Source organism: Wenyingzhuangia aestuarii, from assembly GCF_011927765.1.
Lineage (GTDB): Bacteria > Bacteroidota > Bacteroidia > Flavobacteriales > Flavobacteriaceae > Wenyingzhuangia > Wenyingzhuangia aestuarii.
Map to the genome: position 1 here is coordinate 39,104 of NZ_JAATJG010000017.1, position 14,609 is coordinate 53,712.

The 14,609-nt window shown below is 32.9% G+C and carries 9 protein-coding genes; 7 read left to right on the forward strand and 2 right to left on the reverse strand.

The window, feature by feature from the left end; genetic code table 11:
- Positions 1 to 8: 8 nt before the first annotated feature.
- Positions 9 to 3,251, forward strand: a complete 3,243-nt coding sequence (locus tag GGR97_RS14035; protein ID WP_167899166.1) for a glycoside hydrolase family 2 TIM barrel-domain containing protein — start codon at positions 9 to 11, stop codon at positions 3,249 to 3,251.
- 14 nt (positions 3,252 to 3,265) lie between these two features.
- On the forward strand, positions 3,266 to 3,586 hold the full coding sequence (locus GGR97_RS14040) for a VOC family protein (RefSeq protein WP_167899167.1): 321 nt from the start codon (positions 3,266 to 3,268) through the stop codon (positions 3,584 to 3,586).
- Positions 3,587 to 3,666: 80 nt separating this feature from the next.
- On the opposite strand, the gene GGR97_RS14045 is transcribed toward GGR97_RS14040, so the two are convergent.
- Positions 3,667 to 5,214, reverse strand: a complete 1,548-nt coding sequence (locus GGR97_RS14045) for a hypothetical protein (protein WP_167899168.1) — start codon at positions 5,212 to 5,214, stop codon at positions 3,667 to 3,669.
- 167 nt (positions 5,215 to 5,381) lie between these two features.
- On the opposite strand from GGR97_RS14045, the gene GGR97_RS14050 reads away from it, so the two are divergent.
- From GGR97_RS14050 to GGR97_RS14070, 5 genes are all read left to right on the forward strand, one after another.
- Complete coding sequence (locus GGR97_RS14050; protein ID WP_167899169.1) at positions 5,382 to 6,980, forward strand: sulfatase; 1,599 nt, start codon at positions 5,382 to 5,384, stop codon at positions 6,978 to 6,980.
- Between the two features lie 5 nt (positions 6,981 to 6,985).
- Positions 6,986 to 8,893: an FAD-dependent oxidoreductase gene (locus GGR97_RS14055; protein WP_167899170.1), complete on the forward strand. Its 1,908-nt coding sequence runs from the start codon at positions 6,986 to 6,988 to the stop codon at positions 8,891 to 8,893.
- Positions 8,894 to 9,144: 251 nt separating this feature from the next.
- Positions 9,145 to 10,533 carry a sulfatase-like hydrolase/transferase gene (locus tag GGR97_RS14060; RefSeq protein ID WP_167899171.1) on the forward strand — a complete coding sequence of 463 codons (1,389 nt, stop codon included), beginning with the start codon at positions 9,145 to 9,147 and terminating at the stop codon, positions 10,531 to 10,533.
- A gap of 10 nt (positions 10,534 to 10,543) precedes the next feature.
- Complete coding sequence (locus GGR97_RS14065) at positions 10,544 to 11,527, forward strand: family 16 glycosylhydrolase (protein ID WP_167899172.1); 984 nt, start codon at positions 10,544 to 10,546, stop codon at positions 11,525 to 11,527.
- A 31-nt stretch (positions 11,528 to 11,558) separates the two neighbouring features.
- Positions 11,559 to 13,589, forward strand: coding sequence for a glycoside hydrolase family 127 protein (locus tag GGR97_RS14070; RefSeq protein WP_167899173.1), 2,031 nt, complete (start codon positions 11,559 to 11,561; stop codon positions 13,587 to 13,589).
- Between the two features lie 114 nt (positions 13,590 to 13,703).
- Here the strand turns inward: GGR97_RS14070 and GGR97_RS14075 are convergent, their stop codons facing one another.
- Positions 13,704 to 14,336, reverse strand: a complete 633-nt coding sequence (locus GGR97_RS14075; RefSeq protein WP_167899174.1) for a hypothetical protein — start codon at positions 14,334 to 14,336, stop codon at positions 13,704 to 13,706.
- Positions 14,337 to 14,609 lie beyond the last annotated feature (273 nt).

Genomic DNA, 14,609 nt, shown 5'->3' on the forward strand with positions numbered 1-14,609 from the left:
AATAAAAAATGAAAAATAAAATCAATGCAATTTTGCTGTTGTTTATTGCAACAGGTCAATTTCTTATGGCTCAAGTCCAAAAAGATTGGGAGAATGAGTTAATGTTTGAGCAGAATAAACTAAGGTCACGTGTGCCTAGTTATTCATATAAAAATCATACAGATGCGTTAGAAGGAAATAGAGATAAATCTAGAACGCAATCTTTAGATGGTGCTTGGAAATTTAATTTTGTAGAAAAATCTGGAGACAGACCTAACGATTTTATAGCCAAAGATTTTCAAGGAAACCCTAAAGATTGGAAAGATATTACCGTACCCTCTAACTGGGAGTTAGAAGGATACGGACAACCAATTTACACAAATATTATCTACCCCTTTACTCCTAATATTTTAAACGGAGGTACTCGTAATTATAGTTACATGGGACCACATCCTCCTCAATTTCCATTTGTAGAAAAATACAGAGATAATCCGGTAGGAAGCTATTATAGAGATTTTACAGTGTCTGAAGATTGGAAAAATGAATCTGTTATTTTACACTTTGGTGGAGTTTCTTCAGCTTTTTATGTATGGGTAAATGGAAAAAAAGTAGGATACAGTCAAGGAAGTAGATTGGCTGCTGAATTTGATGTTACGGATTTTGTAACCACAGGTAAAAACAGAGTAGCCGTTCAGGTATTTAGATGGAGTGATGGAAGTTACTTAGAAGACCAAGATATGTGGAGGTTGAGTGGAATTCACAGAGAGGTATTATTGATGGCTCAACCTAAAGTTGCATTAAACGATTGTTTTATTAGAACAAAATTTGACAAAGATTTAAAAGATGCCAAATTAGAAGTTCGTCCGCATATGTGGATAAAAGGCGATGAAGAAAAATTAAAAGGATGGGAGTTAAAAGCTCAGTTGTACGATGCAGAAAATAAAAAAGTATTAGCAAATCCTATCTCTTGTTCTATTGAAGCTATTCATTTTGAAAGATGGCCACAAAGAGATATTACCAAATTTGCTTTTTTAGAAGCAACTATTAAAAATCCTAAAAAATGGTCTGTAGAAAGTCCGTATTTGTACACTTTGGTTTTTGATGTGGTAGATGCTAATGGAAAATTAGTAGAATCTAGAAGTCAAAAAATAGGATTTAGAAAAGTTGCTTTTAGTGATGATAATGAATTGTTGGTTAACGGACAGCCTGTTAAAATAATGGGAGTTAATAGACATGATCATCATCCGGTAAGAGGAAAAGCATTAACTAGAAAAGATATGGAAGATGATATTAAATTGTTAAAGCAATTTAATTTTAACGCTGTACGTACATCTCACTATCCTAACGATCCTTATTTTTATGAATTATGTGATAAATATGGTTTGTATGTAATGGATGAAGCAAACATAGAATCACATCATTTAGGAAGTTATGTGCCACAACAACCAAGTTTGGCTATTCCAATTTTAAGTAGAGTTATGCGTATGGTAGATAGAGATAAAAACCACGCATCTATTATTTCTTGGTCTATGGGGAACGAGTCTGGAACTGGTCCTGCTTTTGCTGCTGCTGCCGCTTGGATAAAAGATTACGATCCATCTCGTTTTGTACATTACGAAGGAGCACAAGGAGATCCAACAGATCCAGATTATTTAGAGGGAGAAGAGGGGCAAGCAGTATTTAGAGGTCCTGCACATGCCAATCCAGATGATCCTTATTATGTAGATGTGTTAAGTAGAATGTACCCAGAGATTTATCAATTAAAAGCCATGTCTGAAAGCAAGCATATTGATAGACCTATTGTAATGTGTGAATATGCTCATGCTATGGGGAATTCTATAGGGAACTTAGGAGAATATTGGGATTTAATACATGCTAAAAAGAATTTAATAGGAGGGTTTATTTGGGATATGATAGATCAAGGTTTAGAAACTACTACTGCCGATGGTGTAAAATATTACGCTTATGGAGGTGATTTTGGTGATAAACCTAATGATAAAAACTTTTGTATCAATGGAGTGTTTTCTCCAGACAAAAAACCAAATCCGCATGCTTGGGAATGTAAATACATTTTTCAACCGTTTAATTTTAAAGCTGCTGATGTTAAAAATGGAAAAGTAACCGCTATCAACCATTTAGCATTTACCAACCTAAATCAATACGAGGTAAGATGGACTTTGTCAGAAAACGGAAAAGAATTACAATCCGGAGTGTTAAAAGATGTAAATGTTGCTCCAAAAACATCATCAACATTAACCATTCCTTATAAAAAAGTAAGGTTTAAAGACAATGCAGAATATTGGATTAAAGTGAGTGTGCATGAGAAAAACAATCAATTTTGGGCTACTAAAGGATTTGAGGTTGCTAAAGAACAAATTCAGTTAAAAGAAAGAGATTTTTCTAACAATTATGCATCAACATCAAAAGCATTGGTTACCGTAAAAGAAGGAGTCAATGAAGTGGTTGTAACAGGAAAACGTTTTTCTGCAAAAGTGTCTAAAACCAATGGAGAATTAATTTCTTTTGTGTCTAACAAAGTAGAGCAATTAGTAACTCCATTAAAACTAAGTTTTTTCCGTCCTCCAATTGATAACGATTTAAGAGGAGCTAGTTCAAGAGCGTTTAGAGCTTCTAGAAAATATTGGGAGTTTTTGGCAGATAACCTAAAAACTACATCTGTAAAAACAAGCTCAAAAGATTCTGAAGTTGTTGTAACCGTTCGCAAAGAATTTAAAGAGGAGGTGAATTTAACAATAGGTTATCGCTTTTTAAGTGATGGTCGTGTAGTAGTAAACATGGATATGGATGCTAAGGAAACTTTACCAGGGCTTATTAAGTATGGTATGACTATGGGTGTGCGTAATAATTACCAAACCACAACTTTTTATGGAAAAGGACCTTGGGAAAATTATGTAGATAGAAAAAGAGGAACGGAGGTAGATGAGTTTACGTTTAAAACAGATGATTTGTTTTACAATTATATTTTTCCACAAGAAAATTCTAACAGATCAGACGTAAGATGGGTAAAATTATCTGAATCTAAAAAGATGAATTTAACCGTACAAGGTTCTCCAGAGTTTAACTTTTCTATTTGGCCATACTCAGCTAAAAACATTCAAGAAGCAACACATCCTTATGAATTAAAAAAACAAGGTTTTTATACTTTAAATATTGATTTGATGCAAATGAGTGTGGGGGGAACTTTATCAGAAACGCTACCTAAATTTATCATTCCTTCTGGAAAGTACAATTTTGAATTTATCTTAAAATAATTAAAAAATAGAAAATGGAATACAAATTTAGTCACATAGGAATCCCAACAACAGAAGAAAAAGAATGGGATGGTTTTTTTGAACCAGGAAAGGTACATTTTACAGAGTTTGACAAAGATGAATTTTTGGTAGAATGGGTAAAGTTTGATGCTGATAGTCCTTGGCATGAGTTGGTAACTACAAAACCACACGTAGCGTATTTAGTAGATAATATTGAAGAAGCTATTCAAGGAAAAGAAGTAATTGTAGAAGCTTTTAGCCCAGCAGAAGGAGTTAGAGTGGTGTTTATTGCTCATAACGGATCTCCTGTTGAATTTATGGAGGTGAAAGCGTAAATTTTAGATTAGTATATATTCTTAAAACAGGATTGAAATATGTTTCAATCCTGTTTTTTTGTGATTATTGATTTAGATAATTATATACTACCTATAAATGCAGTTAAATTTGTTTTCCTATCTAATTTTATTTTTTTTCTAAGTCTGTGTCTAGCCACGTTTACACTTCCTAAAGAAATACCAAGTAAATAAGCCATTTCTTTACCGGTAAAGTTTAATTTAATCAATGCGCATAATTTTAGTTCTGCAGCACTTAAATTTGGAACCTTTTTTTGCAAACGCTCGTAAAAACCTTTGTTTTGAGTTGTAAAACGCTGGTTAAAATCTTCCCAAAGATTTCCGGAGTTTTTATCAATGGATTTTATCAAGCTTTTGGTGCTAGAACTTTTATCAGTCTCTAACAGTTGAGTTTTTAAGGTGTTGATAATTTCTTCTTTTTCAATTAGTTTTAGGGTGTTAACGGTTAGTTCTTTATTATTTGCTTCTATCTTTTTTTCTGCTTCCTCTTGTTCTAGTTGATGTTTTTTAGAACGAACTTTTATCCAAATAAATATACCTACTAATACAAAAGCAAAAACGACAACAATCAAGCAAATTTTATAGTTCAGTATTTTTTGTTCTATCTCAGCATATTTTAATTTTTGAAAACTAACCTGCTGGTTAGATTTAATCAATTGATCTCTGTAATGATCTTTTAGGGTTAAAAAACTTTGAGTGGCTTCATTTCTGGGATTCAGGTATTTATTATTAATGTTTCTAGATTTTTGAAGGTATTTGTATGCTTCTGTAGCTTTTCCTTTTTTATATAACAAGTTTGCGTACTTGGCATATACATAAGCTTTAAAAAAGAGGTATTCTTCATGTGTGTCTTTAGTGTCAATAGATTTTTTAAAGTATTTTTCAGATAGGTCTAATTGATTGATGTTACTGTATACTTTACCTAAATCAGCATATAAAATGACTAGAAAATGATTGTTTTTGGTAGAGTTTTCTATTTGTTGAATAGATTGCTTGAGTAATTGTATGGCTTTTTTGTAGTTTTTGTCCCAAATATAAGTACAGGCTACTTTCTCTTTTAGGTAAATCTGATAATCAAAATTTAATTGTTGCTTGGTAGCGATTGTTTTACAAGTATCTACATATTTTAGAAGTAGTTCTTTGTTTTCTATGCGTTGGTAGTACAATGCTAGGTTAAAGTAAGAGTTTAATAAGTCGGGGTGATAGTCTTTGTAGTACTCTTTAAAATATAGGTTCGACTTTTTAAAATTATTACCAGCATTATCATCTTGTTTAAATATGTAGTTTAAAATTCCTTGTTCTCTATGGGCTTGTGCTAATTGTAATTTATTATCAATCTGATATGATAAAAACAGAGCCTCTCCAGCAAGATTAAAAGCAGTTCCATAGTTCAAATCTTTACGGTGATATCTACTTAAAAGGATTAAATTTTTAACGATCAATGTAGTGTCTTGCTTTTGTAAAGCATATTGATAGTCTTTTTCAATTTTTTTTACATTATTTAAGATTGTTTTAGATTCAATTTTAAATAAGTCAAACTGTTGTGCATGTAAAGTTATGTTTATGAACAAAAGTATGTATGTTAATTTTGTTTGTATTGATAAACTCATTATTTACAGTGTTTTAAGTTTTTTAAAAGAACTAAATGTTAAGTAATTTTTAGACTTTTTTTTATCTATGTTAACTTTATGTAATTCTAAAATTAGTGATTTAAAATTCAATTGCAGCTAAATTAGACAAACGAATTTAATCTTAAATAATTTTTAAAATTTCATAGATGACGAAGTATTTAAAAATAGGAACTCTTTTCTTTTTTAGTGTTGTTTTAGCAAGTAAGAAACCAAAACCTAATGTGTTGTTTATTGCAGTTGATGATTTAAGACCTGAGTTAGGTTGCTACGGATCAGATATAGCCATTACGCCAAACATAGACAAGTTGGCAAGTCAAGGATTGTTGTTTAACAAGGCATATTGTCAACAAGCCATTTGTGGTCCCTCAAGAGCTAGTATTATGACAGGTATACGACCAGAGAATAGTGGTGTGTTTCATAATTACTTAAAGTTTAGAGAGGCAAATCCTAATGTTAAAACTTTACCACAAACCTTTATAGACAACGGATATCAAGCGGTAAGCTATGGAAAAATATTTCATCATGGAGATAGGGATCAAGCATCGTGGAATAGAATACCGTTAAAAGGGGATTCTAAAAAATTAGCTAAAATGGGTTTTGCTTTACCAGAAAATCAAAAGATTAGAGTAGATAGCAAAAAAGAAATGTTTGCCAAGTATGGAGCTGTTGCCAAGTATGGATTGGCTATGGGGCCTGCGTATGAATGTGCAGATGTACCAGACGATGCTTACAAAGATGGTTTTAACGCAGCGTTAACCATTCAGACATTAAGAGATTTAAAACAAGAAAAAGGTAAGCCTTTCTTTTTAGGAATAGGCTTTCATAAGCCACATTTAAATTGGGTTGCTCCCAAGAAGTATTGGGATTTATATGATGCTTCTAAAATCAAGCTAACCAATCAAAAGAATCAACCTGAAAACGGTGCAACTGTTGGATTACCACCTTCTTTTGAGTTGCGTGTGCGTAGTGGGATTCCCAAAAAAGGAGATCTGGATAAGGAATTACAACTTACATTAAAACATGCTTATTTAGCTTGTGTTAGTTATGTAGATGCTCAGGTAGGTAAAATTCTAAATGAGTTGGATGTTTTAGGAATGAGAGACAATACCATTGTAGTGTTGTGGAGTGATCATGGGTACCATTTAGGAGACATGGGACATTGGGGAAAGGCCACGAATTACGAAATTGCTACACGTGTTCCTTTTTTAATTTCTACTCCAGAAATGCCATCAAAAGTAAGAGGTAAGAAAACAAATGCCTTGGTAGAATTACTAGACATCTATCCTACATTGTGCGATTTGGCTCAAATACCAACTCCAGAAACAGCAGAAGGAAAAAGCTTAGCTCCTTTGTTAAAAAATCCTAAGAAAAAAATAAGTAAATGGGCAATGAGTGTATTCCCATCACCTGCTTTAAGAGAATGGGGAGCTTATCCTATTAGACCTGCTATGAGAGAAACTTTCTTTGGCCCTTTGTTAAAAGAAGTAGAAGCTAAAATAAAAAGGCAACAAGGAAATAAATGGAACAGGGAGTTGTTTGAAAATAATGTAATGGGCTATGCAGTAAGAACCGATAAGTACAGAGTGATTTTTTGGAAAGATAGAACTAAAAAAAATGCGGAACCTCTTTATGTAGAGTTGTACAATCATAAAACTGATCCTAACGAAACTAAGAATATTGCAAAGAGCAACCCAAAAATAGTAAAGAAGTTATACAAGCAATTTAAAGGAATTACAAAATATTAAGAATCATGAAGAGAAGAGATTTTTTTAAGAAAGGAGTACAAGGTGCTGTGGCTGCTACTATTTTACCAGTTAGTAGCATGGCTGCTGGTGAAATATTGAATGAGGGACATTTAGAAATAAAAAAAGAAGAGCGTTCAGGTGCCAATATTATTAGAAAGAAAACACTTGAGTATGAAGTTGTAGTTGTTGGTGGTGGTGTAGCCGGAGTTTGTGCTGCTGTATCTGCTGCAAGAAATGGAGCCAAAACTATTTTGGTTCAAGATAGACCGGTACTTGGGGGGAATGCATCTAGTGAAATTAGAGTGCATTTAAACGGTGTTACACATTTAAAAGATGGAAGACCAGAACGAGAAACAGGGGTGGTAGAAGAAATTTTATTGCACAATCGTTTTCACAATCCTCAAGAATCCTATCCTGTTTGGGATCATATTTTGTATGATTACGTAACTGCTACACCAAATTTAAAAGTGATTTTAAATACATCGGCCATAGAAGCTACAACTAAAAATGATAAAATTACTTCGGTACGTTGTTGGCAATTAACAACCGAAACAGAAATTACCATTAACGGAGAAATTTTTATTGATTGTTCTGGAGATGGATTAATGGCAGCAACAGCAGGAGCCTTGTTTAGAAGTGGTAGAGAAGGAAAAGCTGAATTTAATGAGAAGTATGCTCCAGATGAACCAGATGGTTGGAAAATGGGGGCTACTATTTTATTAAGTTGTAAAGATATGGGAAAGCCAATGCCTTATGAAGCACCGCATTTTACCATTCCCTACGATTATAAGAATGCACACAAGCACAGAAAGTTAAAACACTTTACAGAAGGTGTTTGGTGGGTAGAAGTAGGTAGTGATAAAGATATTATTGGAGAGTTTGAAGAGAACAGAGAAAAGTTAATGGGCTATGCATATGGAGTTTGGGATTATATAAAAAAGACCAATCCTAAAGCAGAGAACTATGCTTTAGATTGGGTGTGTTCTCTACCTGGTAAAAGAGAGTCTAGACGATTTTTAGGGGATTATATTCTTAGTGAACCAGATATGTTAGGTTACAAACATTTTAAAGATGCCGTAGGATACGGTGGATGGTCTTTAGATGAACACAACCCAGGAGGAATTGAAAATATAGGCGAACCTCCAAGTTATTTTCATGAAAGATTTGTACGTGTTTATGAGATCCCATACCGAAGTTTGTATTCTAAGAATATTAAAAATTTGTTGTTTGCAGGTAGAAACATTAGTCAAACACATATTGCTTTGTCTTCAACAAGACTACAAGGTACTTGTGCAACCATGGGGCAAGCAGTAGGAACAGCAGCAGCTTTATGTATTGACAAAGGTGTATTGCCAAGAAAAATTTATACCAAACACATAAATCAATTGCAGGAGCAGTTGTTAAGAGATGATGCTTATATTCCAAATAGACCTTCAAAAGACGACAAAGATTTAGCAAAAAAAGCGAGTGTTATTTTTGCTTCGTCAACTACTTCTGGAAACGCAAAATTATTGATAGATGGATACTCTAGAGATGTTGAAGATAACATTCATCACTGGCAATCGGAAGGTTTACATGCAAATGTTCAATTAGAATGGGACAAACCCATAAAATTATCTAATGTGATGGTTAAGTGCGATACCAATACAAGACGTAATTTATTAATGAGAAAAGATTCTAGGAACGACGGAAAGTTTACCAATACTGTACCTGTAGAAATGTTAAAGTCATTAGATTTGGAGGTAAGAGTAAATGGAAAGTGGGTTAAGGTTGCAGAAAATACCAGCAATAGAAAGAGGTTGATACAATTTTCTTTTGATACTATAAAGACCACTGCCATTAGACTTAATTTAAAAGAAACTTATGGAGTAGCAAATATTCGTTTGTACGAAGTAAGATGTTACGAAGCTTAAAAGAAGAAAGGTTAGTTGATTAAAGAAAACTTACCAACTATAGAGTTCCTAATAAACAAATCTTCTGTTGATAAGGTATAAATCTTAATTGCCTATTTTTCTTTTTAACAAGGTGTTATAAGTCAATTTAGTACTATTACAGGGTAAAATAGATTGATAAAATACTATAATGTTTTGCTTAATTTGTAATATGAAAGAATAAAAATAATTATTTCTCATATTATAAGCTTATTTGTTAAAACATTATCAAAATGAATAGATTTTTATTATTGGTATTGTTGGTGTTAAGCCAACAATACTTTTTTGCCCAAAAAAAGCCCAACATTGTCCTTCTATTTGCAGATGATGCAGGTTATATAGATTTTGGATTTCAAGGAAGTAAGGTGATGAAAACTCCTAACTTAGATAAATTGGCAAAATCTGGAGTTATTTTTAAACAAGGTTATGTTTCCGATCCTACTTGCGGACCTTCAAGAGCAGGATTAATGACAGGAAAATACCAAGCAAGATTTGGGTACGAAGAAATTAACGTTCCTGGTTATATGAGTGATCATTCTGCCTTAAAAGGAGATGAAATGGGATTGCCATTAGACCAAAAAACAATAGGAAATTACTTACAAGAACAAGGGTACAAAACAGCTGTATATGGAAAATGGCATTTAGGAAATGCAGATAGATTCCATCCTTTAAACAGAGGTTTTGATGAGTTTTATGGTTTTAGAGGAGGAGCAAGAAGTTATTTTGCGTACAAAAATCCTAAAGGAGATCATAAAATGGAAACAAACTTTGGTAAGTATGAAGAGCCAGACCATTATGCTACTGATGTTTTTGCAGAAAAAGCAGCAGACTTTATAGAAAGAAATAAAGAAAATCCTTTTTTTATATACCTTTCTTTTAATGCAGTGCACACCCCTATGGAAGCTACTGAAGAAGATTTAAAACAATTTCCAAACTTAACAGGAAAAAAACAGCAATTAGCAGCTATGACTCTAGCTTTAGATAGAGCTTGTGGTACTGTGTTAAACAAACTTAAAGAGCTAAAACTTGATGAAAATACAATTGTGGTTTTTAGTAACGACAATGGAGGACCATCCGATAAAAATGCCTCTACAAATAAACCTTTAAGTGGAACCAAATCAAATCATTTAGAAGGAGGAATTAGAGTACCGTTTTTAATGAGTTGGCCTGCTAAAATTAAATGTAAATCTACTTATGATTATCCGGTTATTACCTTGGATTTATTACCTACTTTTTATGCAGCAGCAGGTGGAAATGTTCAAAAGTTAACCGATGTAAATGGTGTTAATCTTGTTCCTTTTGTTACTGGGCAAAAAGAAGGAAGACCACACGATATTTTATTTTGGAAAAAAGAAACAAGAGCTGTGGTTAGAGAAGGAGATTATAAATTAATTCGTTTTCCAGACAGACCTGCAGAGTTGTATGATGTACCTAACGATATTTCTGAGCGTTATAATTTAGCTAACAAATATCCTGATAAAGTAAAAAGTATGTATCAAAAACTTTTTGATTGGGAAATGACCCTAGAACGTCCGTTGTGGTTGTTAAAAAGAAAGTACGAGCAATACGATATTGACAGAATGAACAAGTATAGAGAAGGATGGATTCCTGCAAAAGAATAAAACAATCAATATGAAAAAAATAAGCATTTTAATGTTGTCAACTTTATTTGTGGCAATAGCATGTAGTAAAAAAACAAATCCATCAGCAACTCAGAACAAAACAAAGGTAGTTGTACCTTTTTCAGACCCTATAAATACAGGTAATTGGGTGTTAAATACTGCAGTAAGTGATGAGTTTGATACAACTAGTTTAGATCGAGATAAATGGCATGTTGTAGGAGAACTAAATAACGGAATTCCTAGTTATAAAAATCCAGACAGACCGCAAAGAGAAGATTGGATAGGTAGAGCTCCTTCTCAATTTTCTGGAGATAATTATCGCTTAGAAAACGGAATGTTAAAATTAGAAACCAGATGGGAGCCAGATTTTGCTTTTAGTGATAAAACAGATAAAGTAGCAGGAAAAGATATAAAGCACGAGAACATTACTACGGCTTGTATTATTGGTAGAAAAGAATTTTTATATGGTTATATGGAAATTAAATGTAAAGCTGCCGATGCTGAAATTTCTAGTGCATTTTGGGCTACAGGAGGGCAAACAGAATTTGATATGTTTGAGTTTTTTGGAGATCATAGACAGCCTAAAAAAGAAGCCGCTGGTAAAGACAAAGAACTTTGGTGGTCTATGCATGATTGGAGTAAAACAGGAAAAGGAAAAACTACTTATACAGAACATAAATATTTTGATTTTAGAGTAGCTGATGATTTTCATGTATACGGATATGATTGGAACGAAAACGGAGTTAAAATTTATGTAGACGGAAAATTGTTTAGAGACGTATCTAGAAAACAAATTAACGAGTGGGACGATGTAAAATTAAGTAAAGGAGGAAACGGAGCTGCAGAAAATTATGTAATTACCCATCCTCTTAAAATTTGGTTAGATCAAGAAACGTTTCCATGGCATGGAGTTCCAGATTCTAAAGAAGATTTACATCCATCAGGAAAAGTGGATTTTGAAATAGACTATGTAAGAGTTTGGCAAAAGAAATAAAAAGTAACAAACAATATAATTATAAAATAAGATGAGGAAGTTAATCACAAGCGCGTTAAGCGTATTCATGTTGAGTGCAGGTTTTGCTCAAGAACGTGCAATCTTAAATCATACACACAGTAAACATGTTAAGCTAAAAAGTATTAACATGGGAGATTGTCATTGGACAGAAGGTTTTTGGGCAGACAAGTTTAAGGTAGCAGAAGAATCTATGATTCCTTATATGCGTAAAGTTTTAACAGGAGATGTGGGTCATGCGTTAAACAATTTTAAAATTGCAGCAGGTTTAAAAAAAGGAGAGCACAAAGGAATGCGTTGGCACGACGGAGACTTCTATAAGTTTATGGAAGCAGAGTGTTATTTATATGCGCAAAATAAAGACAAAGCTTTGTTAACAGAGTTAGACGGCTACATTGATATTATTAAAAAAGCGCAAGCTGAAGATGGGTATTTGCAAACACAAATTCAGTTGAATAAAGATGTAGATCGTTACGAAAATCGTAAGTACCACGAAATGTACAATTCGGGGCACTTTTTAACAACAGCTTGTATTCACTACAGAACTACTGGGCAAAGAAACATGTTAGATTTGGCTATTAAGCATGCCAATTTACTATATACTCAATTTATGCCAGATAATAAATTGTTGGGTCGTTTCGGATTCAATCAAACTCAAATTATGGGATTGGTGGAATTGTACAGAACTACTCAAGATGAGCGCTATTTAAAACTAGCAGAAAAATTCATCAACAACAGAGGAAAGTATAAAGTAACTGAGGTTTCTACAACAGTAGGATATCCTATTGGAGATATGGTACAAGAGCGTACACCGTTGCGTAAATCTAGCGAAGCTGTAGGACATGCTGTATTGGCATTGTATTATTATGCAGGAGCTGCAGATGTGTATGCAGAAACTGGAGAGCAATCTTTAATTGATGCTTTAGATAGATTGTGGTACAATGTTACAGAGCAAAAAATGTATGTAACGGGAGCTTTAGGACAAACTCACTACGGAGCATCTACCAACAGAGATAAAATTGAAGAAGGTTTTATTGATAAGTATATGATGCCTAACTTAACGGCTTATAACGAAACTTGTGCAAATGTTTGTAACTCTATGTTTAGTTACCGTATGTTAGGATTACATGGAGAGTCTAAATATGCAGATATTATGGAATTGGTATTGTACAACAGTGCCTTGTCTGGAATTAGTTTAGATGGAGAACATTATTACTATGCAAACCCATTAAGAGTAATAGAAGGTTCTAGAGATTACAAAAAAATGAATACAGAGTATCCAACACGTCAGCCTTACTTAGACTGTTTCTGTTGTCCTCCAAACTTGGTTAGAACTATAGCAAAAGTATCTGGATGGGCATATAGTTTGGCAGAAAACGGAGTAGCGGTAAACTTGTATGGTGGAAACAAATTAGAAACTAAAATGTTAGATGGTTCTAAGTTGGTTTTAAATCAAGAAACACAATATCCTTGGGAAGGAGCGGTTAAGTTAACTGTAGAAAAAGCAAAACGTTCTGCTTTTGATGTTATGTTAAGAATTCCTAACTGGGCTAACGGAACAAAAGTAATGGTAAACGGAAAAGATGCGGGTGTTAAAGTAACAGCAGGAGAATTTGCAACCATTAACCGTAAGTGGAAAAAAGGAGATGTAGTAACTATTGAGTTCCCAATGGATGTTTATTTTGTAGAAGGACATTCTAGAATAGAAGAAGTTAGAAACCAAGTGGCAGTAAAAAGAGGTCCTGTAGTATATTGTTTAGAATCTGCAGATTTACCTAAAGGTGCTAAAATTGTTGATGCTTATATTAAAGGAGATGCTTCAGCTTTAAAAGCAGAATACCGTCCAGACTTTTTAGGAGGAGTTACAGCTATTACAGGAGAGTTGTTATTACGTAAAGATAAATCAGATGCTAAAATGTATAACAAAGTAAGCAAGCCAACTTTACAAAGCTATAAAACTACCTTAGTGCCTTATTTTTCTTGGTCTAATAGAAATGGTGGAAAAGAAAGTGAAATGAGTGTTTTCTTACCTGTAGTTTGGTAATAACATCAGAATTTATTTTAAGGATGTAATTACTTTTAATACCTATCATAAAATGCGTTCAGTTAAGTGTTTACTTAATTTGAACGCATTTTTTTTGTGGATGAATTTTAGAATTTAAAAATTAACACACACATTTTTATTTACAATAACTTCTTTGCTTAGTATTTGTAAATCTCCTTTAGGGCTAATCATTACATGATGTTTTTCTATTACATAAGGCTCACAGATGCTAATTTCTTTTTCAGCAATTAGTTCATATCCTTTATCTGTTTCTTTTATAAAGACAGGATTATTAGTTGTTAAGGTATTGTAACCACTGTTTTTAAGTAACCAATAGGCTTCTTGTATTGTGTTGATATCTCCCAAAAACTCCAGTAAAAGATCTTTATTTTGATAAAATTTAAGAATAGAAAATTTGTTAGATGTTTCAAAACGTATGAGTTTATAGCAACAATGAGCACACTCCCCAAGAAAGTGATGAATAGGGTGTTGAAAGTTTGCTTTTGTATACTCAGTTTTTAATTCTTCACTTTGTTTTCCTTTGGCATAGTTAACTAAAATACGATACTCACCATTTTCTCCATTAGAACATTCTTCACTATAATCCCAATAAGATATATTTTTATTAGGATCAAAATTTTGAACGTCAAGTTTAGTAATTTCTTTAAATTCACTTAAATTAATAAAGGTCTGGTTACGCTCACAACTCAATAAAAATAAGATTAGCAGAAGGCTTATTTTCTTCATAAATAATAATGTTTTTTAAATAGATGAAATTATCTCCATAAGGTTGCGTATTTTCTTTAGTATAAGTAGTACACAGCTGTTTTAGTCTAAGTTAGTAAGTTTTAGCTGTGGTTGTTGGTAATTGTAAAAATACACTTTAAAAAGCACCTATATTAAAGAACAAAAAAAAGGGGTCGGCAATAGAGTGCCCCCAAAATGTTAGACACAATTTGGGGGTATTTTTATGTCTAGAAAAGTAAAATACACATTAGACTTTAAACAAGAATGTGTGAA